The organism is Paraburkholderia solitsugae (assembly GCF_013177695.1).
In the GTDB taxonomy this organism is placed as follows: domain Bacteria; phylum Pseudomonadota; class Gammaproteobacteria; order Burkholderiales; family Burkholderiaceae; genus Paraburkholderia; species Paraburkholderia solitsugae.
Window position 1 is genome coordinate 61250 of record NZ_WOEY01000138.1, and the last position, 22344, is coordinate 83593.

The 22344-nt window shown below is 61.4% G+C and carries 19 protein-coding genes; 13 read left to right on the forward strand and 6 right to left on the reverse strand.

Annotated features, from left to right (window positions below):
* Positions 1-206: 206 nt before the first annotated feature.
* Positions 207-560, reverse strand: a complete 354-nt coding sequence (uraH, locus tag GNZ12_RS36215; protein WP_074283346.1) for a hydroxyisourate hydrolase — start codon at positions 558-560, stop codon at positions 207-209.
* A gap of 515 nt (positions 561-1075) precedes the next feature.
* On the opposite strand from uraH, the gene GNZ12_RS36220 reads away from it, so the two are divergent.
* Entirely contained in the window at positions 1076-2482 is a 1407-nt protein-coding gene (locus GNZ12_RS36220; protein ID WP_172316795.1) for an 8-oxoguanine deaminase, read from the forward strand.
* 87 nt (positions 2483-2569) lie between these two features.
* Here the strand turns inward: GNZ12_RS36220 and GNZ12_RS36225 are convergent, their stop codons facing one another.
* Complete coding sequence (locus tag GNZ12_RS36225; protein WP_012433318.1) at positions 2570-3502, reverse strand: LysR substrate-binding domain-containing protein; 933 nt, start codon at positions 3500-3502, stop codon at positions 2570-2572.
* 251 nt (positions 3503-3753) lie between these two features.
* On the opposite strand from GNZ12_RS36225, the gene GNZ12_RS36230 reads away from it, so the two are divergent.
* The 4 genes from GNZ12_RS36230 to GNZ12_RS36245 all read left to right on the forward strand — a co-directional run bounded on the left by GNZ12_RS36230 (position 3754) and on the right by GNZ12_RS36245 (position 8674).
* Positions 3754-5355 carry an ABC transporter ATP-binding protein gene (locus tag GNZ12_RS36230; RefSeq protein ID WP_172316797.1) on the forward strand — a complete coding sequence of 534 codons (1602 nt, stop codon included), beginning with the start codon at positions 3754-3756 and terminating at the stop codon, positions 5353-5355.
* Positions 5356-5446: 91 nt separating this feature from the next.
* Positions 5447-6544, forward strand: coding sequence for an ABC transporter permease (locus GNZ12_RS36235; protein WP_172316799.1), 1098 nt, complete (start codon positions 5447-5449; stop codon positions 6542-6544).
* A gap of 38 nt (positions 6545-6582) precedes the next feature.
* The gene (locus GNZ12_RS36240; RefSeq protein WP_172316801.1) at positions 6583-7512 is read left to right on the forward strand and encodes an ABC transporter permease; all 930 of its coding nucleotides are present in this window, start codon (positions 6583-6585) and stop codon (positions 7510-7512) included.
* Positions 7513-7579: 67 nt separating this feature from the next.
* Positions 7580-8674, forward strand: coding sequence for a BMP family ABC transporter substrate-binding protein (locus GNZ12_RS36245; protein ID WP_172316803.1), 1095 nt, complete (start codon positions 7580-7582; stop codon positions 8672-8674).
* A gap of 191 nt (positions 8675-8865) precedes the next feature.
* On the opposite strand, the gene GNZ12_RS36250 is transcribed toward GNZ12_RS36245, so the two are convergent.
* Entirely contained in the window at positions 8866-9072 is a 207-nt protein-coding gene (locus tag GNZ12_RS36250; protein ID WP_074283352.1) for a dodecin, read from the reverse strand.
* 172 nt (positions 9073-9244) lie between these two features.
* Here GNZ12_RS36250 and GNZ12_RS36255 point away from each other — a divergent pair, with 172 nt between their 5' ends.
* The 4 genes from GNZ12_RS36255 (at position 9245) to GNZ12_RS36270 (ending at position 14159) form a co-directional block, all read left to right on the forward strand.
* Positions 9245-10204 carry an NAD(P)-dependent oxidoreductase gene (locus GNZ12_RS36255; RefSeq protein WP_172316805.1) on the forward strand — a complete coding sequence of 320 codons (960 nt, stop codon included), beginning with the start codon at positions 9245-9247 and terminating at the stop codon, positions 10202-10204.
* Positions 10205-10349: 145 nt separating this feature from the next.
* A complete protein-coding gene (locus GNZ12_RS36260; RefSeq protein ID WP_172316807.1) occupies positions 10350-11942 on the forward strand; it encodes an ABC-F family ATPase in 1593 nt (530 codons plus the stop codon).
* A 294-nt stretch (positions 11943-12236) separates the two neighbouring features.
* On the forward strand, positions 12237-13427 hold the full coding sequence (locus GNZ12_RS36265) for an NAD(P)H-dependent flavin oxidoreductase (RefSeq protein ID WP_172316809.1): 1191 nt from the start codon (positions 12237-12239) through the stop codon (positions 13425-13427).
* Between the two features lie 69 nt (positions 13428-13496).
* Positions 13497-14159 (forward strand): OmpW/AlkL family protein, encoded by a 663-nt coding sequence (locus tag GNZ12_RS36270; protein WP_172316811.1) that lies wholly within the window; start codon positions 13497-13499, stop codon positions 14157-14159.
* 134 nt (positions 14160-14293) lie between these two features.
* Here GNZ12_RS36270 and GNZ12_RS36275 read toward each other — a convergent pair whose 3' ends face one another.
* On the reverse strand, positions 14294-14497 hold the full coding sequence (locus tag GNZ12_RS36275; RefSeq protein WP_028199276.1) for a DUF1289 domain-containing protein: 204 nt from the start codon (positions 14495-14497) through the stop codon (positions 14294-14296).
* Positions 14498-14968: 471 nt separating this feature from the next.
* Here GNZ12_RS36275 and GNZ12_RS36280 point away from each other — a divergent pair, with 471 nt between their 5' ends.
* The 4 genes from GNZ12_RS36280 to GNZ12_RS36295 all read left to right on the forward strand — a co-directional run bounded on the left by GNZ12_RS36280 (position 14969) and on the right by GNZ12_RS36295 (position 19072).
* Positions 14969-16069, forward strand: coding sequence for a polyamine ABC transporter substrate-binding protein (locus tag GNZ12_RS36280; RefSeq protein ID WP_074283357.1), 1101 nt, complete (start codon positions 14969-14971; stop codon positions 16067-16069).
* A 92-nt stretch (positions 16070-16161) separates the two neighbouring features.
* Positions 16162-17328 (forward strand): ABC transporter ATP-binding protein, encoded by a 1167-nt coding sequence (locus tag GNZ12_RS36285; protein WP_172316813.1) that lies wholly within the window; start codon positions 16162-16164, stop codon positions 17326-17328.
* A complete protein-coding gene (locus tag GNZ12_RS36290; protein ID WP_172316065.1) occupies positions 17325-18254 on the forward strand; it encodes an ABC transporter permease subunit in 930 nt (309 codons plus the stop codon). Before GNZ12_RS36285 ends, GNZ12_RS36290 begins: the two co-directional genes overlap by 4 nt.
* Entirely contained in the window at positions 18254-19072 is an 819-nt protein-coding gene (locus tag GNZ12_RS36295) for an ABC transporter permease subunit (protein WP_172316066.1), read from the forward strand. Before GNZ12_RS36290 ends, GNZ12_RS36295 begins: the two co-directional genes overlap by 1 nt.
* A gap of 845 nt (positions 19073-19917) precedes the next feature.
* Here the strand turns inward: GNZ12_RS36295 and GNZ12_RS36300 are convergent.
* Entirely contained in the window at positions 19918-21321 is a 1404-nt protein-coding gene (locus tag GNZ12_RS36300) for a methyl-accepting chemotaxis protein (RefSeq protein ID WP_172314702.1), read from the reverse strand.
* A gap of 409 nt (positions 21322-21730) precedes the next feature.
* On the reverse strand, positions 21731-22344 hold a 614-nt coding region (locus tag GNZ12_RS36305), incomplete at its 5' end, for an alpha/beta fold hydrolase (protein WP_172316815.1).

Genomic DNA, 22344 nt, shown 5'->3' on the forward strand with positions numbered 1-22344 from the left:
GCGGGGTGAAAGACGCGGTGCGCTCAGTTCGCACGCGCCGTTTTTTATTGGAACGTCAGGTCGAGTCGCTCGCGTTCGATTGCGCTTCGCGGGTGTCTCCGAGGATCCGCACAGTGCAATCGGGCGCGCTCGGAAATGCAACGCGACTTCAACCTCGTCCTCCTCCAGCGCCTATCGAAAAACGCGCCGTGCGCTCAGTTGCGCACTTAACTGCCCCGATAGGTGCTGTACGACCACGGCGACACCAGCAGCGGCACGTGATAGTGCGCGCCGGCATCGGCCACGCCGAAGCGCAACACGACGCGATCGACAAAACGCGGCTCCGGCACCTTCGTGCCGATCGAGGCGAAGTAATCGCCGGCGCCGAACACGAGTTCGTATTCGCCCGGGACCAATGCGTCGCCTTCGAGCAGCGGCTGGTCGCAGCGGCCGTCGTCATTGGTGGTGGTGGTTTTGAGCGCGCGGCGAGTGTCGCCGGAGAGCGCAAAGAGTTCGACCTTGATGCCCGCGCCAGGACGGCCGTTCGCGGTGTCGAGCACATGGGTAGTGAGCTTTCCCATTCGCAATTTTCCTTATGTGGATGCGAGGTTTCGGCGGCGGCCCGATCCAGAATACGTTGCGGCGGATCGAGGCTCCACGTCAGTGGCTACATACCCGTCGGCGAATTGAAGCGAGCGCCGTGGCAGTCATTGTAAAAAGGATGTTCCCCTCAGCGCGCGCGAGATAGGAAAGATAATACCTGGCGCATGACAGACAGCCTGTTGAAAGCCACATTGAGTCGATTCGTTCGACTATTGCCGTGCATTTAATCGTACCGGCGCCAAAAAGGGGCCACTATATCGATAGCGTGAGGTTGAGTATCGCACTGGCGCGAGTTGTCAGCATTATTTTGGCCGTCGAAGGTTACACCTGTGCGCCGCGCCGAACCTGAGTGAAGCGCGGCACACCCCGAAGACGGCGGAAGCACGCTGGGTAACCGGGCCAACGGCGTTCGACGGGACGCGGCGGCACGGTTGACGTGCCGTCACATCGCGTTCGAACGGCTTTGCACGGAAGCAATGAAGCGGAGAAACGAATGACGATGGAGCAGGCGGCTAATCAGCCGAACCAGGCAAACAAGCCGAAGAAAACGATGTTGGTGAAGCACGCGGACGTGCTGGTCACGATGGACGGCGCCCGGCGCGAACTGCGCGACGGCGGCATGTACATCGAGGACAACCGCATCGTCGCGGTCGGACCGACGGCGGAGTTGCCGCAAACGGCCGACGAAGTGCTGGACATGCGCGGCCACCTGGTGATTCCAGGGCTGGTGAACACGCATCATCATATGTATCAGAGCCTGACGCGCGCGATTCCGGCCGCGCAGAACGCCGAGTTGTTCGGCTGGCTGACCAACCTCTATAAGGTGTGGGCGAACCTCACACCGGAGATGATCGAAGTCTCGACGTTGACGGCAATGGCTGAGCTCTTGCTGTCCGGTTGCACGACCTCGAGTGACCACTTGTATATCTACCCGAACGGCAGCCGCCTCGACGACAGCATCGGCGCGGCGCGGCGGATCGGCATGCGTTTTCACGCCGCGCGCGGCAGCATGAGCGTGGGGCAGAAGGACGGCGGGTTGCCGCCCGATTCGGTGGTCGAGCGTGAAGCGGACATCCTGAAGGACACGCAGCGTCTGATCGAAACGTACAACGACGAAGGGCGCTACGCGATGCTGCGCGTGGTGGTGGCGCCGTGCTCGCCGTTCTCGGTGAGCCGCGATTTGATGCGCGAATCGGCGGTGATGGCGCGGCATTACGGTGTGTCGATGCACACGCACCTGGCGGAGAACGTCAATGACATCGCGTATAGCCGCGAGAAGTTCGGCATGACGCCGGCGGAGTATGCGGAGGACCTGGGCTGGGTCGGTCACGACGTGTGGCATGCGCACTGTGTACAACTCGACGACGCGGGCATCGAACTGTTCGCCCGCACGGGGACAGGCGTCGCGCATTGCCCGTGTTCGAACATGCGGCTCGCGTCGGGCATTGCGCCAGTCAAGCGGATGCGCCTTGCGGGGGTGCCGGTGGGTTTGGGCGTCGACGGGTCGGCGTCGAACGATGGCGCGCAAATGGTCGCCGAAGTGCGTCAGGCGCTGCTGCTGCAGCGTGTCGGTTTCGGCCCGGACGCGATGACCGCGCGTGAAGCGCTGGAGATTGCGACGCTAGGCGGCGCGAAGGTGCTCAATCGCGACGACATCGGCGCGTTGGCGCAGGGCATGGCAGCGGATTTCGTGTCCTTCGATCTGCGTCAGCCGCTGTTTGCCGGCGCGTTGCACGATCCGGTCGCGGCACTGGTGTTCTGCGCGCCGTCGCAGGTGAGCCATAGCGTGATCGGCGGCAAGGTGGTGGTGAAGAATGGTCAGTTGACGACGCTGGAACTCGGACCGGTCATCGAGCAGCACAACCGGTTGGCGAAGACGCTTTACGAAGCAGCAGCGTAAGCGCAATGATGGAGTAAAGGCGGAATAGAAGAAGCAGGTCTATCGGCATCCACGAAGATTGGATGCCGATAGACCGCAGCACAAGGATTAAGGCTTATCGATCAACGTCTTGGTCGCCTCGGCAACCAGACTGCGCAGCCAGCGCACTTCGTCAGAGTAATGCACGCGCTCGTGCCACAGCTGGTAGTACTGCATCGGTGGGAAATCGAGCGGGGCGGGTACCACGGTCAGCGGCAGGAACTTGGCGTAGTAGTCAGCAAACAGGCGCGTTGTCGTGAAGATCAGATCGGACTTGATCAGCACGTAAGGCGCCAGATTGAAGTACGGCAACGTGACGACCACGTGACGCTTTAACCGTTCGCGCGCGAGATGCACGTCAATCGCGCCGCGTTGGCCCACCGAGTAAGGAGTAGGCGCAAGATGCGGCGCATTCAGATACTGGTCGAGCGTCAACCCGCCGCGTTTGGCGAACGGATGCGCATTGCTCATCAGGCAGACGATCTGATCGACGAACAGGTTCGACAGGTGCAATTGCTCCGGCGGTTCCGGCCAGTTGCCGACCACGATGTCGAGCTTGCCGTCCTCGAGCGCGAGTTCGTAGTCGAATGCCGGCCCGAGCGAGTGAAATTCAAGCGTCGCGTTCGGCGCGGCCTGACGAAAGCGTTCCACCACCGTCGGCACGAACAGCACGTTCAGGTAGTCCGGGCAGCCGATCCGATAACAGCGGATCGAGGTTGCCGGATCGAAGTTGTGCTGCTGGAACTTGATGCGTTCGATTTCGCGCAGCGCGTTTTGCACCGGTTCGAGCAGGCGCAGGCCGTACTCGGTCGGCACCATGCCGGATTTGCCGCGCACCAGCAGCGGGTCGCCAGTGATGTCGCGCAAGCGGCGCAGCGCCGCGCTGATGGCGGGTTGCGATTGATTCAGTTTGACGGCCGCGCGCGTGACGCTGCGTTCCATCAATAGGGTGTGCAAGACGCGTAATAGATACGTATCGATCGCCTCGCGTTGCTGGCTCATGACTTCTCCGAAATATATGTTCTGGCTGATCGAACGGGCGTGGGTATATATGACTTTTAATATGAACGTGGCGCCAAGTCAAGAGTGGGATACCCGCAGAGCACGCTGCGGCGGGGGTTTGCGGGGAATTTTGGCGGCTCGACTGACTGGGTCGAATTAGGTATTGTCATCCGGTTGTGGTGACGGATCGCCCACTGACAGGGCGGGCGGACGCGCTGTAACCGGCAGTCTCTGACGTACTACGGAATCACATGAGCGACTCTTCTTATAGCGACGGCGCCGCCGCGCAGCCGGCAAACAGGCCGGAACAGACGGCGCCCCGGTTGATGCTTCAGGGCATCACCAAACAATATCCGGCCGTGCGCGCCAACGACGACGTCACGTTGATCGTCGCGCCGGGTGAAATCCATGCTGTGCTCGGCGAAAACGGCGCCGGCAAAAGCACGTTGATGAAAATCATCTACGGCGCGGTGCGGCCCGATGCCGGCGAGATCCGCTGGGAAGGCCAGCCGGTCGAGATCGCGAGCCCAGCGGCCGCGCGCAAGCTCGGTATCGGCATGGTGTTCCAGCATTTTTCGCTGTTCGAGACGCTTACGGTCGGCGAAAACATCGCGCTCGCGCTCGACGAACCTTTCGATCTGAAGACGCTGTCCAAGCGTATCCGCGAAGTCTCCGCCGACTACGGCCTCGACATCGACCCGCAACGTCACGTGCATAGCCTGACAGTGGGCGAGCGGCAACGCGTTGAAATCGTGCGCTGCCTGCTGCAGAACCCGCGTCTCCTGATCATGGACGAACCGACTTCGGTGCTCACGCCGCAAGCGGTCCGCAAGCTCTTCGAGACGCTGCGGCGTCTCGCGGCGGAAGGGTGCAGCATCCTCTACATCAGCCACAAACTCGACGAAATCCAGGAGCTGTGCGACACCGCGACGGTGATGCGTGGCGGCCGCGTGACCGGTCACGTGACGCCGAAAGAAGAGACGCATGCGTCGCTCGCGCAGTTGATGGTCGGCCATTCGCTGCCCGATTACACGCGTCGTGAACACACACCGGGCGCCGTGCTGCTCGAGGTGAAGCAGTTGTCGGTGGAAAGCGACGATCCGTTCGGCACCTCGCTTAACAACGTGTCATTCGGCGTGCATGCGGGCGAGATCTTCGGCATCGCGGGGGTGTCGGGCAACGGGCAAGCTGAATTGCTGTCGGCACTCTCGGGTGAAAAGCGCGGCACGCGTGCCGACGCGGTCACGATCTGCGGCAAGGCGGCAGGGCGGTTAGGGGCGGGCGGCCGGCGCGCGCTCGGTTTCGGTTTTGTGCCGGAAGAGCGCCTGGGCCGCGGCGCGGTGCCGGCCATGACGCTGTCGGAAAACGCGCTGCTCACGGCGCATCGTCAGCAGATGGTGAACGCTGGCTGGATCAAGGCGGGCGCGATGCGCGCCTTCGCCCAGCGCTGTATCGAAGCCTTCGACGTTCGCTGTGGCGGCGCCGAAGCGCTGGCGCAAAGTCTTTCCGGCGGCAATCTGCAGAAATACATCATGGGCCGCGAGATTCTGCAGGCGCCCAAGGTATTGGTGGTCGCGCAGCCGACCTGGGGCGTCGACGTCGGCGCGTCGGCTTTCATTCGTCAGCAGTTGCTCGACCTGTCGGCGCGCGGCGTGGCGATTCTGGTGATTTCGGAGGAGCTGGAAGAGCTGTTCGACATCTGCGATCGTATCGCGGTGCTTGCAGGCGGCAGGCTTTCGCCAGTGCGCGCCACGGGGGCGACTAACGCCGAGGAAATCGGCCGCTGGATGGCCGGCCTGTTCGGCGACCGCGAGGGCGCGGCGCCTTCGGCGGAGCAGCCGGCGCATGCCTGAGTAGATAGATGCGCGATCGGATCGCTGATCGACGCTAAAGCACCAGAAGCACAAGAACCAGACCTAAGCACTCACATAAGCGCACGCTCCCATGATTCTTCCGTATCGACTCGAAGCACGCACGACGCCGTCGCGCACGATGCAGCTTGCCGTGCCCCTGATCGCCGCGTTGCTCACGCTCGCGATCGGCTTCCTGATCTTCAGCCTCGTCGGCCGTGATCCGCTCGAAGCCATGCACGCGTTTTTCATCGAACCGCTCTCCAGCGTGAACGGCTGGTCCGAACTGCTGCTGAAGGCTTCGCCGTTGTGCCTGATCGGCCTTGGCCTCGCGATCGGTTATCGCGCCAACGTCTGGAACATCGGCGCTGAAGGGCAGATGCTGCTCGGCGGCATCGCCGCCAGCGGCGTCGCGATCTATTTCGATCAGGCCACCGGCTGGTGGATTCTGCCGACCATGATGATCGCCGGCGTGCTCGGCGGCATGGCGTGGGCCGCGATCCCCGCGCTGCTGAAAAGCCGTTTCAACACCAATGAGATTCTCGTCAGCCTGATGCTCACGTATGTGGCCACGCAGCTGCTGATCTATCTGGTGAGCGGCCCGTGGCGCGATCCGCAGGGCATGAACTTCCCGCTCTCGGAGATGTTCAGCGGCGACGCGCTCTACCCGACCTTCGCCGGCGACTGGCACTGGAAATGGCTGCGCGGCACGCGGCTGAACGCGTCCGTGTTCGTCACCCTGATCGCGATCCCGTGCGTGTGGCTGTTCATGCGCAAGAGCTTTGCGGGCTACCGGATGAACGTCGGCGGTCTGGCGCCGCTCGCCGCGCGCTACGCCGGTTTCTCCGACAAGAAGACCATCTGGACGTCGCTTCTGATCAGCGGCGGTCTGGCGGGCCTCGCCGGCATGGGCGAGATCGCCGGTCCGATCGGCCAGTTGCAGGCGACATGGTCGCCGGGCTACGGCTTCACCGCGATCATCGTCGTATTCGTCGGACGATTGCATCCGGTCGGTATCGTGCTCGCGAGCCTTTTGATGGCGCTGTTATACCTCGGCGGCGAAGCGGTGCAGACCTCGATGCAATTGCCGCAGGCGCTTTCCGGCGTGTTCCAGGGGTTATTGCTGTTCTGCCTGCTGGGTGCTGACCTGTTCGTGAACTATCGCGTGCGCCGCCGAACACTGGCCGCGTAAGTCCACTCATTCGCTACTGATTTTCCCGCCAGGTCTCCATGGATATTCAACAAGCCAGCGCGCTCACCTCGAGCGCCGTTACCGCCGCGATCCCGCTGATGTTCGCGGGCGCAGGCGAACTCATCACCGAGAAGTCGGGTGTGCTCAACCTCGGTGTCGAAGGCATGATGCTGATGGGCGCGGTGACCGGCTACGCGGTCACCGCGATTACCGGCAGCCCGTGGCTCGGCGTGGTCGCCGCGATCGGCGCGGGTCTCGCGATGTCGCTGCTGTTCGCGTTCCTCACGCTGACCATGCTCGCCAACCAGGTTGCCACCGGTTTGTCGCTGACGATCTTCGGCATTGGCCTGTCGGCCTATGTCGGCAAGCCGTACACGTCGGCAGCCGTGCGCGCCACGATCGACACGTGGACCATTCCGGGTCTCTCGAAGATCCCGGTGCTCGGACCCGCGCTCTTCAGCCTCACGCCGCTCGACTACCTCGCGTTCCTGATGTTCGCGGTGATCTGGTGGTTTCTGTACCGCACGCGTGCGGGCCTCGTGCTGCGCTCGGTCGGCGAATCGCCGCAAGTGGCGCACTCGGTCGGCTTTCCGGTGATCGGCGTGCGTTACGGCGCAGTGGCCTTCGGCGGCGGCATGGCCGGTCTCGCAGGCGGTTATTACTCGATCGTCAACCTGCACTTGTGGCAGGAGCAGCTCACGTCGGGCCGCGGCTGGATCGCGCTCGCCCTGGTGGTGTTCGCGACGTGGCGCCCGGGCCGTCTCTTGATCGGCGCGCTGTTGTTCGGCGCCGTGACCGGCCTGCAGTTTTACGCTCAGGCCATCGGCGTGCCGGTGCCGACGCAGTTTCTGGCGATGCTGCCGTACGTCGCGACCGTCGTCGTGCTCGTGCTGATTTCGCGCAACCCGAACACGATTCGTCTGAATGCCCCGGCGTCGCTCGGCAAGCCGTTTTTCTCGGCGGGCTGACACAGGCGTCGTTTCATATGACCGACCACACGTTTCAAATCACTCGATAAACACGACAGGAGAGAACATGAAGAGAAGAAATCTGCTGACCGCTTTCGCTTGGGGTGCGGCCTCGCTGGCGCTCGCCGCGCCGCTCGCGCAAACCGCGCAAGCGGCCGACGCACCGGGCGTCGCGTTCGTCTACCTCGGCAATCCTGGCGATGCCGGCTGGACCTATGCACACGACCAGGGTTCGAAGGAAGTCGAGGCGAAGTTCGGCAGCAAGATCAAGATCACCCGCATCGAAAACGTGCCGGAATCGGCCGACTCGGAGCGCGTGTTCCGCGATCTGGCGAACAAGGGCAACAAGATCATCATCGGTTCGAGCTTCGGCTATCAGGACTTCGAACTGAAGGTCGCGAAGGACTTCCCGGACACGGTGTTCCTGCATGCAACCGGCTACAAGAAGGCGCCGAACTTCGGTACCTATGACGTGCGGATGTATCAGGGTGCGTACCTGGCAGGCGTCGCGGCGGGCTATGTAACGAAGACCAACACGCTTGGCTTTGTCGCATCGGTGCCGATTCCTGAAGTGGTCCGCAACATCAACGCGTATACGCTCGGCGCGCGTTCGGTGAATCCGAAGATTCACACCAAGGTCATCTGGATCAACAGCTGGTTCGATCCGGGCAAGGAAAAGCAGGCTGCTGAAACGCTGATCGGCCAGGGCGCCGACGTGCTGCTGCAAAACACCGATTCGAGCGCGACGCTCGCGACGGCTTCGGAAAAGCACGTGTATGCGTTCGGCTGGGATTCGGATATGAAGAAGTTCGGTCCGGATGCGCACCTCGGCTCGGTGGTCGCGCACTGGGGCGTGTATTACAACGCGGCTATTCAGCAGGTGCTGGACGGCAAGTGGAAGAACGATCCGGTGTGGTGGGGCATTCCGCAGAAGGCGGTCAATCTTGAAGACCTGAACACGTCGGTGATTTCGGCTGACGCGCAGAAACAGGTCGAGGCGAAGCGTGAGGAACTGGCCGGCGGCAAGTGGGACGTGTTCACGGGCCCGATCAAGGATCAGTCCGGCGCGGTGAAGGTGCCGGCTGGTAAGACGCTGGCCGATCCGGAACTGCAACGCCTGAACTGGTATGTGGAAGGCGTGGACGGCTCACTGCCGAAGTAATCCGGCTTTTGCGGTCATCGCGGTCGACGGGGTTGCGATTGACGGGGTCGCCACCGACCGGGTAACAATCGACGGGGTCGCCATCGACCAGGCGGCGGTCTCAGCAACCGCTGCTTTAAGGCGCTGCGTCCACTACGGACGCAGCTTTTTTTTGCTTCGGATTTTGTGTTGAACGAGTTTCAGGCGAAGCACTAGTCGATGCGCAGGCCGACCTTGATGGTTACCTGCCAGTAGGCGACCTTGTCATTTTCGATCTGGCCCCGCGTTTCCGTGACCTCGAACCAGTGCAGATTGCGCAGCGTCTTCGACGCTTTTGTAATCGCGGTGCTGATTGCGTCGTCGATCGATTTGGTCGACGAGCCGGTCAGTTCGATTTGCTTGTAGACGTGTTCTGACATGAACTTCCTCCTTTGACCTCCGTTGGTGTGAAAAAAGTATAGGCAATGGATTGCTGCTGACGTTGCCCGTATGAGCGCGTCATGTCACCCATCGCGTGGCCGATATGCCACGGCGAGGCCGGGCCGTTATGATGTCCGCGCAACTCAATCTGAAACCTGACGAGGCTTGAAAGTGGAAATTGGTTTTTGCGGTCCCGGTCTGATGGGCGCGCCGATGATCCGGCATCTGTTGCGCGCGGGGCATACCGTGCATGTCTGGAATCGCACGCGGGCCAAGGCAGAAGCGTTGTTGGCGGACGGCGCCAAGGTGGTCGATACGCCGCGCGAACTGGCCTCGCGGTGCGAGGCGGTGCTGCTGTGCGTCGCGGATGCGGCGGCTGTTGAAGAAACGGTGTTCGGCGCCGAGGGACTGCTGAGCGTGGATGCCGCCGCCCCGAGACGCGTGCGCTGGATCGTCGATCATTCCAGTATCCCGCCGGCAGCGACGAGAGCGTTCGCGCGGCGTGCGGCGACGGTTGCTGGCGCGACGGCGGCAAGCGCGGCCTCTAGTGGGGCCAAGGGCGGGCGAGAGTCTGAAGGCGAGGGCGGCGCAAGCGTCGGCTGGATCGACGCGCCCGTATCCGGCGGCGTAGCGGGTGCGACGGCGGGCACGCTGGCGATCATGGCGGGCGGCGCCGCGGCGGACGTCGAAGCGGTCACGCTGCTCCTCGGCGCGTATTCAGCCCGCGTTACGCATATGGGCGACGTTGGTGCGGGGCAGACCACCAAGCTCTGCAATCAGACCATTGTCACCGCAACCCTTGCGGCGATTGCCGAGGCGGTGAGCCTCGCGCAACGCAGCGGCATCGACGCCGCCAAACTGACGGAAGGCCTCGCCGGCGGCTGGGCCGATTCCGTCCTGCTGCAGATTTTCGTGCCGCGCATGACGCAAGGCGGCCTCGCGCCGATCGGCGCGTTCCGTACGTTCCAGAAGGACATCGACACGGTTGCCGCGACGGCGTACGAGACGGGCACGCCAATGCCGGTTTCGTCGACGGTCCAGCAACTGCTGCGTCTCGGCGCGGCGATGGGGCTAGGTGAGGCCGATCTGTCGGCCTTCATCGACGTTTTGCAGACGCCGCGTGGCGGCTAGACGGCGCGCGGGAGGCGTGAACCGCACATGAACGCCACGTGAAAGCGGCGTCAAAACACGTGAACACGGCGCTCGCGTGGGTCGAATTCGCGATAACCTGCTAAAATATTGGGTTGTTCGCCGATATCACATTTAAGGACGCGCCGTGCTGTCTACCGCCAATATCACCATGCAATTCGGGCCAAAGCCCCTCTTCGAGAACATCTCGGTCAAATTCGGGGGAGGGAACCGCTATGGCCTGATTGGTGCGAACGGCTGCGGCAAGTCCACCTTCATGAAGATCCTGGGTAGCGATCTGGAACCGAGCTCCGGCAACGTGATGCTCGAACCGAACGTCCGTCTCGGTAAGCTGCGCCAGGATCAGTTCGCGTACGAAGACGTGCGCGTGCTCGACGTCGTGATGATGGGTCACGCCGAAATGTGGGCCGCGATGACCGAGCGCGACGCGATCTACGCGAACCCCGACGCGACGGACGACGACTACATGCACGCCGCCGAACTCGAAGCGAAGTTCGCCGAGTACGACGGCTATACCGCCGAAGCGCGCGCGGGCGAGCTGCTGCTCGGCATCGGCATCGCGATCGAAGACCACAACGGCCCGATGAGCAACGTCGCACCGGGCTGGAAACTGCGCGTGCTGCTCGCACAGGCGCTGTTCTCGAAGCCGGACGTCCTGCTGCTGGACGAACCGACCAACAACCTGGACATCAACTCGATCCGTTGGCTGGAAGACGTGCTCAACCAGTACAACTCGACGATGATCATCATCTCGCACGATCGTCACTTTCTGAACCAGGTCTGCACGCACATGGCCGACATGGACTTCGGCACGCTGAAGGTCTATCCGGGCAACTACGACGACTACATGCTGGCCAGCACGCAGGCGCGCGAGCGTCAGCAGAACGCCAACGCCAAGGCCAAGGAACGGGTCGCCGACCTGCAGGACTTCGTGCGCCGCTTCTCGGCGAACAAGTCGAAGGCGCGTCAGGCTACCAGCCGTCTGAAGATGATCGACAAGATCAAGATCGAGGAATTCAAGCCGTCGTCGCGGCAGAACCCGTTCATCCGCTTCGAGTACGAGAAGAAGCTGCATAACATCGCCGTGGTGGCGGACAAGATCTCGAAGAAGTACGAGCGTGCGATCTTCAACGATTTCAGCATTAGCGTGCAGCCGGGCGAGCGTATCGCGATCATCGGCGAGAACGGCGCGGGCAAGACCACGCTGCTGCGCTCGCTGCTTGGCAAGCTTACGCTGGACCACGGCACGGTGAAGTGGGCTGAAAATGCGAACATCGGTTACATGCCGCAGGATACGTATGAAGAGTTCCCGGACGACGTCACGCTGATGGACTGGATCGATGGCTACCGCCAGGAAGGCGACGACGAGCAGATGGTGCGCGGCACGCTCGGCCGTCTTCTGTTCAATGCCGACGACATCCGCAAGTCGGTCAAGGTGCTCTCCGGTGGCGAAAAGGGCCGCATGATCTGGGGCAAGCTGATGCTGGGCCGCCACAACGTGATGCTGATGGACGAGCCGACCAACCACATGGACATGGAGTCGATCGAATCGCTGCAGATCGCGCTCGACAAGTACGAAGGCACGCTGATTTTCGTGTCCCACGACCGTGAGTTCGTAAGCGGTCTCGCGAACCGGATCATCGAAGTGAAGACCAACGGCACGCTGAACGACTTCGGCGGCAACTACGAAGAGTTCCTGACGAGCCAGGGCGTGCAGTAAGCGTTCCTCGCTTCGCGGTGTCGCGTCAAGCAAAGCCCGCTTCTTCGAAGCGGGCTTTTTTTATGGTGGGCGTCTTGCGCGCCGGTTTCGGTTTTTCTATGCGCGGCGGGCCCACGGATCTGCGGACCCGCAAGCGTCGTGACGGAAGATCCATAAATCTTACGGTGAAGTGACCAACATCAACTAACCAGACTCAAAACCAGACCGGCAAACCGGCTCATTGACCCAAAGCAACGCACGCCGTGCCCGACGACCGATTATCACCGCTTCGATAGTCCACCCATCGGGTCGTCAATGCTCACCTCTCACTCTTTCCCACCGCTCGTCATCCGTGGCCGCTCGCTGCTTCCGATCGTACAAGGCGGCATGGGCGTCGGCATCTCGGCCCACCGGCTGGCAGGCAGCGTCGCCCGCGAGGGCGCACTCGGCACCATCGCCAGCATCGACCTGTGCCATCATCATCAGGATCTGATCGAACTCTGCCGGCAATCCCCGGATCGGGCCACGCTCGAACAGGCGAACCTCACCGCGCTGGCCCGTGAAATCCACGCCGCCAAAGCACTCAGCGAAGGCCGCGGCATGATCGCGGTCAACGTGATGAAGGCCGTCAACGCACAAGCAGATTACGTGCGCGTCGCCTGCGAGAACCGCGCCGATGCGATCGTCATGGGCGCGGGCCTGCCGCTCGATTTGCCGGACATGACCCAGGGCCACGACATCGCGCTGATCCCAATCCTGTCGGATAGCCGCGGCGTCGCACTGGTGCTGAAGAAGTGGATGAAGAAGGGCCGTTTGCCCGACGCCGTCGTGATCGAACACCCGGCCCACGCAGGCGGCCATCTCGGCGTGACCAACCTCGCGGACATGCAAGACCCGCGCTTCGATTTCCTGCGTGTACTGGAGGAACTCGATGCGGTATTCACGTCGCTCGGATTGAGTCGCAAGGACGTGCCCTTGATCGTCGCGGGCGGCATCAATAGTCACGAAGCCGTGCGCGAGTTGCTGAGCGCGGGTGCCGGCGGCGTACAGCTCGGCACACCGTTCGCCGTCACCGAGGAAGGCGACGCGCATCCGAACTTCAAACGCGTGCTGGCCGAAGCGACGCCCGACGACATCGTCGAATTCGTCAGCGTCACGGGGCTGCCCGCGCGCGCCGTGAAAACGCCGTGGCTGATGCGCTATCTGCGTCACGAAACGAAAATCCGCGAGAAGATCGGTGCGCTCAAACATGCCTGTCCGACCGCGCTCGAATGCCTCAGCGTCTGTGGTTGGCGCGACGGTGTCGAGAAGTTCGGCCACTTCTGTATCGACACGCGGCTCGCCGCCGCATTGCGCGGCGACGTGGCCAATGGGCTGTTCTTTCGCGGCCGCGAAGCCTTGCCGTTCGGCACGGCCATTCGCAGCGTCCACGACCTGATCGAACTGCTGCTGACCGGCGCGACGCGACCCGCTGTCGCAGGGCGATGGGCGTTCTCGCCTGGTTGATACGGGTCAACGTGAAGCCGCACGGGACCTTCGACAATCCCCGCACGCAAACAACACTCGGGGAAGCACATGAAGCACTCACTCAGGAACAGAATCAAGGCCGCCGCCGTCGCGTCGTGCCTGCTAGGCGCTGGCGCGCTGGCTTCGCAAGCTCAGGCTCAGGTTGCCGGCGACGACCTGATGAGCGGCATTCACGCCGGCGACGTACTGGTGCGTCTGCGCGCCATCAGCATCATGCCGGACGTGAAAACCAACCAGTCGCTGTCGGCGCTCAACGTGGGCGTCAACAACGCCATCGTGCCGGAGCTGGATCTGACCTACATGATCCGCGATTACCTCGGCGTCGAGCTGATTCTCGGCACGTCGCGCCATCAGCTGACGTCGAGCCTCGGCAACCTTGGCGGCGTGAACGTGTTACCGCCCACACTGTTGTTGCAATATCACTTCAACCACGCAGGTCGTATCCGTCCGTACGTCGGTGCGGGTCTGAACTACACGTTGTTCTATAACAACGGCTTGAACGCCGGTGGTCAGCCGATTTCGATCACTAACCACAGCTTTGGCCCCGCATTGCAGGCAGGTGTGGACGTGCAGGTGACCAAGTCGCTGTTCGTCAATGCGGACATCAAGAAGATCTGGATGCACACCGACGCAACGCTCGGTGGTCAGCCGCTCGGCAGGCTGAATATCGATCCGGTGGTGGTCGGTTTGGGTGTCGGTATGCGGTTCTGATTGCCGCGCGGGAGAATCCGCGCTCGTCATGCAAAAACGCCGGACTCTCCGGCGTTTTTTTGCAATCACAATCCCAATCGGGAGACGGGTCCTCCAGCAGTCGGGCCGATGCGGGTGGCCGTGGCGCGAGGAGGCTACAGCTTGTCGTTCTTGAAGCGCATTGCAGTGCCGTCCTGCTCGATGCGTACCCAGACGGCGCGCTTTTCCTCGTCGCTCAGGAACACCCAGTTGGACACCTCGGTGGCGGTGCGGCCGCAGCCTTTGCAGACCTCGTCAAAAAGCGTGGAACAGACGCCGATGCACGGGCTGTCGGGAAGATCGTGGAGATTCGAAGCCATCGGAAACCTTGGGGCGGAGAAGCGGAGTTGCGCTATGTTAACCGATGCGGCGATCGTGGCCCGGCGTCGCGCTCACCGTGGCACAGATGCATGCACGATTGGCCGTATCCTCTGCCGCCTTCGTCCCGCAACAGCGAGATGCTCGGGAAATGCTTACAAAACCACTTCATTCAGACTGCACGCGCTCGTAAGCGACGTACCCATGGCGAGACCGCAGCAACTTGACAACGAGATAACACTGAGGCTGCCACTGGTGTTTTTTTCGGGTAGACACGCGCCGATAACCCGCTAAAATTGCGCCCATTTTGTAGCGGCACGGCTTACGCTGTACCGTTTGCGCGACAGCCTGGCATTTTTTTTGGTGCGCGCAATAATTAATGGTAGTTTTCGGTTTTTCAGGGGAGCCGCGTGCGGTATGCCGCGGCGTGGGCGAAGACGGTCGGCTTGGGCCGGCCAGGATCGGAGAACGGGATGAAAAGACGGGTAGTGGGGCAAGTGGCAGCGCTGATCTTGTGCGCGACACCGTGGTTGACGGCCGCTGCGAAAGATACGCAGCTGAACGTGTATAACTGGTCCGATTACATCGCCAAGGACACGATTCCGAACTTCACCAAGCAGACTGGCGTCCAGGTCAAATACGACAACTACGACAGCGACGACACGCTGCAAGCCAAGCTCCTGACCGGTAATTCCGGTTACGACATCGTCGTGCCGACCAGCAATTACGCCGGCAAGCAGATCGCTGCGGGCATCTTCGCGCCGCTCGACAAATCGAAACTGCCGAACCTGAAGTATCTCGATCCCTCGCTGATGGCCCTCGTGGCCGGCGCCGATCCGGGCAACAAGTACACGGTGCCCTGGGCATACGGCACGACCGGCCTCGGCTACAACGTCACCAAGGTCCAGCAGATCCTCGGCAAGAACGTGCCGCTCGACAACTGGGACATCCTCTTCAAGCCGGAAAACATCTCGAAGCTGAAAGCGTGCGGCGTGTCCGTGCTCGACGCGCCGGACCAGATGTTTGCCGCCGCGCTTCACTACATCGGCAAGGATCCGATGAGCACGAACCCGGCCGACTATCGCGCCGCGCTCGAGATGATGAAGAAGATCCGCCCGTACATCACGCAGTTCAACTCGTCGGGCTACATCAATGACCTGGTCGGCGGCGACGTGTGCTTCGCGTACGGCTGGTCGGGCGACGTCGTGATCGCCAAGCATCGCGCGGTCGAGGCGAAGAAGCCGTTCAAGGTCGAGTACTACATTCCGAAGGGCGGTGCGCCGGTGTGGTTCGACGTGATGGCGATTCCGAAAGACGCGAAGAACAAGGAAGCCGCGCTCGAGTGGATCAACTACATCGAAACGCCGCAGGTTCACGCCGCGATCACCAACGCCGTCTACTATCCGAGCGCCAACCTCGAAGCGCGCAAGTATGTGGACAAGGACGTGGCAAACGACCCGGCCGTGTACCCGCCGCCTGACGTCATCAAGACGCTGTTCCTGTTGAAGCCGCTGCCGCCGGAAATCCAGCGGCTGCAAACGCGACTGTGGACTGAATTCAAGTCCGGCCGCTGATCCGCGGCCTGAGTGAACGGGTAAGTATCATCATGAAGCCCTCGGTGTCCACCGGGGGCTTTGTTCGTCAAACGCCGGAGTAAAGCATTGTGATGAGTAGTGACCAGTCGGGCGCGCTGGCAGGGGCCGCCGCGCCGTTCCCGGGCCTGAACGCCGCAGCGGGCGACGCCGCAGAGAATTTCGTTCAGATCGTCGACATCGTGAAAAAGTTCGGCGAGACCGCGGCGGTCAAAGGAGTCAACCTGTCGGTAAAAAAGGGCGAGCTGTTCGCGCTGCTTGGCAGTTCTGGCTGTGGCAAGTCGACCTTGTTGCGCATGTTGGCCGGCCTCGAATCGATCACGTCGGGCAAGATCCTGATCGACGGCGAAGACCTTGCGCAATTGCCGCCTTATCGCCGGCCGGTCAACATGATGTTCCAGTCGTACGCACTGTTTCCGCACATGACGGTCGAGGCCAACGTCGCCTTCGGCCTGAAGCAGGAAGGCGTGCCGAAATCTGAACTGAAAGACCGCGTGCAGAACGCGCTCGATCTCGTGCAGATGGGCCGCTTTGCGAAGCGCAAGCCGCATCAGCTCTCCGGCGGTCAGCAGCAGCGTGTGGCGCTCGCGCGCTCGCTCGTCAAGCGGCCGAAGCTGTTGTTGCTCGACGAGCCGATGTCCGCGCTCGACAAACAGATCCGTCAGCGCACGCAGATCGAACTGGTCAACATTCTCGACAAGGTCGGCGTGACCTGCATGATGGTGACGCACGACCAGGAAGAGGCGATGACGATGGCGGACCGTCTTGCCGTGATGAGTGAAGGCGAGATCATCCAGCTCGGCACACCGCACGAAGTGTACGAATATCCGAATTGCCGTTTTTCAGCTGAGTTCATCGGTTCGACCAATCTGTTCGACGGCAACGTCGTCGAAGACGAACCCGATCACGTGTTCATCGAAACCCCCGACCTGCCGGTCCGTCTCTACGTGAGCCACGGCATTACCGGGCCGCTCGGCATGCCGGTGACGATCTCTGTGCGGCCCGAGCGTATCGCGCTCACGCGCAAGCCGCCTGAAGGCGCGAACAACTGGGGCAAGGGCGTTGTCACGAATGTCGCTTACATGGGCGGCTACTCGCTGTATCACGTGAAGCTCGACGCCGGCAAAACGGTGATTGCCAACGTGACGAGCCTGGCATTGACGGAGATCGACCCGCCCACCTGGGGCGACGAAGTGTATGTGCGCTGGAGCGCGTCGGCCGGTGTGGTGCTGACGTCATGAAGCGCTCGATCAGTTCTCTGGCGTCGTGGCCGGTGCGCCGTTTCAACCTGAACGGCCGCACCGCGGTGGTGGCCGGGCCGTTCATCTGGCTGCTGCTGTTCTTCCTTGTGCCGTTCCTGCTGGTCGTGAAGATCAGCTTTGCCGATTTGCAGCTTGGCATTCCGCCCTATACGGAACTGACCACGTACACGGATGGTGTGGTTCACGTCGCGCTGGACCTGTCGCACTATGCGTTTCTGCTGACCGACAGCCTGTATTTCGCGACCTATGTGAATTCGGTGGTGGTCGCGGCGATATCCACGTTGCTGTGTTTGCTGATCGGGTATCCGATGGCGTACTACATTGCGCGATCGAATCCGGCGAGCCGCAATCTGTTGATGATGGCCGTGATGCTACCGTTCTGGACGTCGTTTCTGATTCGCGTGTATGCATGGATCGGCATCCTAAAGAATAACGGCTTGCTGAACAACTTCCTGATGTCGACCGGGTTGATCCATACGCCGATCGAGCTGTACCACACGAACACCGCGGTTTATATCGGCATGGTGTATTCGTACCTGCCGTTTCTCGTGATGCCGCTGTATGCGCATCTGGTGAAGATGGACATGACGTTGCTGGAAGCCGCTTACGATCTCGGCGCGAAGCCGTGGCGGGCGTTCTGGCAGATTACCTTGCCGCTGTCGAAGAACGGCATCATTGCCGGTTGTTTGCTGGTGTTTATTCCGGCGGTAGGCGAGTACGTGATTCCGGAATTGCTGGGCGGCGCGAACACGCTGATGATTGGCCGTGTGATGTGGAATGAGTTTTTCGACAATGCCGATTGGCCGATGGCGTCTGCCGTGACGTGCGCGATGGTGTTGTTGTTATTGGTGCCGATGGCGTTTTTCCAGTACGCGCAGGCGAAGGCGATGGAGGAAAGACGCTGATGAAGCCAAACCGAATTTTTCAGTTCATTGCCTTGGGGATTGGGTTTTTGTTTCTCTACATTCCGATCGTGAGTCTGATTGTGTATTCGTTCAACGAATCGCAACTGGTCACGGTGTGGACGCGGTTTTCCACGCGCTGGTATGCGGCGTTGTTGCAGGATGACGAGTTGATCGCGGCTGCGTGGTTGTCGTTGCGCGTGGCGTTGCTGACGGCGTTTGCGTCGGTGATCATCGGCACGTGGGCCGGGTTTGTTTTGGCCCGGATGGGGCGGTTTCGTGGGTTTACGCTTTATACCGGGATGATCAATGCGCCGCTGGTGATTCCCGAGGTGATTCAGGGGATTTCGCTGCTGCTGCTGTTCATCGAAATGGCCAAGTGGTTGGGATGGCCCGCCGGGCGTGGTATTTTCACGATCTGGATCGGGCACGTGATGTTGTGTATTTCTTATGTGGCCATCATTGTGCAGTCACGGGTGAAGGAGTTGAATCCTTCTCTTGAGGAGGCCGCGCTTGATCTTGGGGCTACGCCGCTGAAGGTGTTTTTCTTCATTACGTTGCCGTTGATTTCGCAGGCTCTGGTTTCTGGGTGGTTGTTGTCGTTTACTTTGTCTATCGACGATCTGGTGTTGTCGGCGTTTTTGTCGGGGCCTGGGTCGACTACGTTGCCGTTGGTCGTTTTCTCTCGCGTTCGGCTTGGGTTGAATCCTGAGATGAATGCGTTGGCTACGTTGTTTATTGCTGTTGTTACGGTTGGGGTTGTTGCTGCTAATTATTTTATGCAGCGGGCCGAGAGGAAGAGGGCTGTAATGGCGGTGTAGGTTTTTTTTGCCTGCGCGGCGCTTTGTCTGTTTGCCTGCGGCGTTGGCCTTTCCTTGATTTGATATTGGACTATTAGCGTCGCCCCTGTGCGGGGCAGGCACCTACTTTTCTTTGCATGCCGCAAAGAAAAGTAGGCAAAAGAAAGCGGCTCCAACCGCTAATTCTTAAGCGGGTCCCCTAGCTCGGAGGGGGCAGTGGTGCATCTGGAATCTGTGCCCTCGCACATTCGGCCTTGGTGACAAAGCAGTCATACCTCCGGCGGCGCCGCGCGCGCCGAAGGGCATTTCATAAAACCGTCCGTTGTGTTCCGGCTCCCGCGTTTGTCACGGAACCGCGGCCGGCGGCCACGTCAACACTGCCACTGCCACTGCCACTGCCACTGCGACTCACTGACATTTCATTTGAGGTATGAGTTTGCCCATGCGAGCAGAGGCGTTTCGCCGAGGCGAAGCCGATGGCTCCCGCCGCGCGTAATCGAAGCCCCACGGTTTCCCTGGCAGGCCCATCCGCGACGCACGCAGTGCGGAGTGGGAGCTGATGATTCCTTTGTCACTGACGCTGAAGGTGCGAGGGCACGGATTCCAGATGCACCACTACCGCAACTGCGCGAGGGACCCGCTTAAAAATTAGCGGTGTGAGCCGCTTTCTTTGCTTATCTTTCTTTGCGGCGGCAAAGAAAGTAAGTGCTGCCCCGCACAGGGGCAACGCTAATAGACCAATAAGAAATCAAGGAAAGGCCAACGCCGCAGGCAAACAGACACTAAGGGCCGCCCAGGCAACCAGATCCAGAAAAGCCCAACACCGCACGCACACAGACAAAGCGCCGCGCAGGCAAAAAAACCCATCAAACCCTATACCCAACCCGAACCCCACCCCAATGCCGCCCGGCAACAAACACAGGCGCCGACGCGTCCTTCATCAAAACAAACTGCCCGCCACCCATATCGCGCCGATACGTCTGCAGCAAAAATTTCTTAACATGCGAAGCAGCCGCAATCCCCGTCCGGTCATCGAACATCCTCCGATTCCGGCAATTCGCCATATTCCAGACCACATCCTCGCGCTGCGGCAAAGAAAACTTCAGATTGTGAGTAGGCAGATACCCGCGCACATCGACCGCGGCACAAAACGCCACGCGTGGATCAAGCCCGAGTAAGGGCTCCTGAATAGCGGGCAAAACCCGATCAGTAAAAGCAGTAAACCGGGTAACGAACTGAGCCGGATTGCTCCCTGCAACAGGCGCGTAACGTTGATCGAACAGATCCTCAATCGACACTTCGCCCCGAGCAACCGCCGCTTCGAATACCTTGCTCACCGTAGCCGCGGCCTGCTGCACAGCATCAATAAACCGCGTATCCGCAGTCTCGACCCCCGTGGCGGTCGTCAACTCGATCAGCGTCTCGGACACGCCGAGCAAATTCCCCAGCCGATCCTTCGCCTGGACAAAGTTCTCGCTCGAATCTTCGACGTCGCTCGCCATCTCCAGCACCTGCGCCTCGAGCCCTTTGCATTGCGTTTCGATCTCACCGGTCAACGCAGCGATCTGCCCAGCCTCGTCGTTGAGCTGCGTAATCGCATCCCCCGTCGCATGCACGACGTCGCCGATCTTGCGGGTGCCTTCGCGTACCCGGTGAGCGCGCGCTGTGTTCACCGAACCCTCGTTGATCAATTGCTCGGTCTGTTGCGTGAGTTGCGCCAGCGTCGTCTCGATCTGGCCCGTGGCCTGTGCGGTCTTCGCCGACAGGTTCTTCACCTCGGCCGCCACCACCGCGAAACTTCTACCGGAGTCGCCGGCACGCGCGGCTTCGATCGCGGCGTTCAGCGCCAGCAAATGCGTCTGGCGGGCGATCAGCGAAATTTCCTCGGAGACGCGGCTGACATGCGTCAACGCGCTGCGCAACGCGCCGATCTGGCTCTCGATCACCGTCACGCCTTCCACCAGCCCGTGGATGTCGGCCAGCGACGCTTCCAACGTTTGCTGGGATGCCTGCACGCTGGTCGCGGCGTCGGCCGATACACTGCGCATCGCGCGCGCGGCAGTGGCAATGCGATGATTGCCGGCGAGTGTCTGCGCGGCGGACTCGCGCAGCGCGCGGCATACCTGCGCCTGGTGCTGCACGCGTGCGGCAACTTCTTCGACGTGACCCGATACGTCGCAGATTTCAATGCCCAATTTGCCAGCTTGCGCGGCGATATCGCCGACGATCGTTTGCGAACGGCCGCTGCGGCGAAAGCTGAAACGCGTCATGCTCGTCTCCTTGATGGCGCGATTGGCGCAGTCAATTGGCGCGGTCACCCAGTGCGGATGCCGCGCCTTCTCAGTGCGTTTACGGCACACTTTCAATCGACTTGATACGGGGTATCCCGCAGTCGTTATGATGTGCACTCGCCGTGCAAGCCCGCAGCCATTCTTTTTCCGACCCGCCAACCATGATCGATTCCTTCGCACGCGTTTCAGGCTGGCAACAGCTCTATCACCTGTGGGAGCTGATCGTGATGATCTGCAAGTTTCTCTGGAGCCTGTTGCGCTTGCTCGGGGGCGGTTGAAGGGGATGGTCACGCGACGGCCGTGCGTCGACCGCGCGGCCGGGCTAACGTGAAACGTTCGCCCGGCCGGCGCGACAGCCGGTCATGAACAATGCAGAGAGGGCGCTTCCTTACGTCGGGGAACGTTTCGACGCGCCTGCAGCCGCGGCGTTCGTGCCGAGAAACGCGCGCAGATCGGTCATCACGCGCTCGGGCGCTTCTTCCATCGGGATGTGACCGAGTCCCGGGTACATCACCGATTTCGCCCCTGGAATACGGCTTGCAAATTCGGCCGCGTGCGCAGGCGGAATCCAGCGATCCTTCGCGCCCCACAGCACCAGAGACGGCACGTTCAGCGTCTTCAGCACGTCGGTATCGACGTCCTTGAAGTCGAGCGTCGGCACCATCTTGCCGATCGCCGTGCGCGTGCCTTCGCCGTGGAAGAATTCAACGTAACGCCGCAGCGTCACCGCATCGAGCTTGCGCGGATCGCCATACACGTTGCGCACCGCGCTCTTGATAATGACTTCGGGCAGCCACCACGGCGAACTGACGCGCACCAGCGCGCTGTTGAAGAGGCCGATGTAAATCGGCAGCTTCATCGGAAAACCGGCGGAGTCGATCAATACAAGCCGCTCGACGGCTTCGCGATGGCGCACCGCGTAGTCCCACGAAATCAGGCCGCCGAGCGAGTTGCCGATCAGCGTCGCGCGCGAGATGTCGAGCGCCTGCATGAATGTGTCGA

Excerpts from the sequence above, each read along its gene's own strand:
- uraH (WP_074283346.1), bottom strand. The coding sequence starts at position 560 with ATGGGAAAGCTCACTACCCATGTGCTCGACACCGCGAACGGCCGTCCT.
- GNZ12_RS36220 (WP_172316795.1), top strand. The coding sequence starts at position 1,076 with ATGACGATGGAGCAGGCGGCTAATCAGCCGAACCAGGCAAACAAGCCG.
- GNZ12_RS36225 (WP_012433318.1), bottom strand. The coding sequence starts at position 3,502 with ATGAGCCAGCAACGCGAGGCGATCGATACGTATCTATTACGCGTCTTG.
- GNZ12_RS36230 (WP_172316797.1), top strand. The coding sequence starts at position 3,754 with ATGAGCGACTCTTCTTATAGCGACGGCGCCGCCGCGCAGCCGGCAAAC.
- GNZ12_RS36235 (WP_172316799.1), top strand. The coding sequence starts at position 5,447 with ATGATTCTTCCGTATCGACTCGAAGCACGCACGACGCCGTCGCGCACG.
- GNZ12_RS36240 (WP_172316801.1), top strand. The coding sequence starts at position 6,583 with ATGGATATTCAACAAGCCAGCGCGCTCACCTCGAGCGCCGTTACCGCC.
- GNZ12_RS36245 (WP_172316803.1), top strand. The coding sequence starts at position 7,580 with ATGAAGAGAAGAAATCTGCTGACCGCTTTCGCTTGGGGTGCGGCCTCG.
- GNZ12_RS36250 (WP_074283352.1), bottom strand. The coding sequence starts at position 9,072 with ATGTCAGAACACGTCTACAAGCAAATCGAACTGACCGGCTCGTCGACC.
- GNZ12_RS36265 (WP_172316809.1), top strand. The coding sequence starts at position 12,237 with ATGCTCACCTCTCACTCTTTCCCACCGCTCGTCATCCGTGGCCGCTCG.
- GNZ12_RS36270 (WP_172316811.1), top strand. The coding sequence starts at position 13,497 with ATGAAGCACTCACTCAGGAACAGAATCAAGGCCGCCGCCGTCGCGTCG.
- GNZ12_RS36275 (WP_028199276.1), bottom strand. The coding sequence starts at position 14,497 with ATGGCTTCGAATCTCCACGATCTTCCCGACAGCCCGTGCATCGGCGTC.
- GNZ12_RS36280 (WP_074283357.1), top strand. The coding sequence starts at position 14,969 with ATGAAAAGACGGGTAGTGGGGCAAGTGGCAGCGCTGATCTTGTGCGCG.
- GNZ12_RS36285 (WP_172316813.1), top strand. The coding sequence starts at position 16,162 with ATGAGTAGTGACCAGTCGGGCGCGCTGGCAGGGGCCGCCGCGCCGTTC.
- GNZ12_RS36290 (WP_172316065.1), top strand. The coding sequence starts at position 17,325 with ATGAAGCGCTCGATCAGTTCTCTGGCGTCGTGGCCGGTGCGCCGTTTC.
- GNZ12_RS36295 (WP_172316066.1), top strand. The coding sequence starts at position 18,254 with ATGAAGCCAAACCGAATTTTTCAGTTCATTGCCTTGGGGATTGGGTTT.
- GNZ12_RS36300 (WP_172314702.1), bottom strand. The coding sequence starts at position 21,321 with ATGACGCGTTTCAGCTTTCGCCGCAGCGGCCGTTCGCAAACGATCGTC.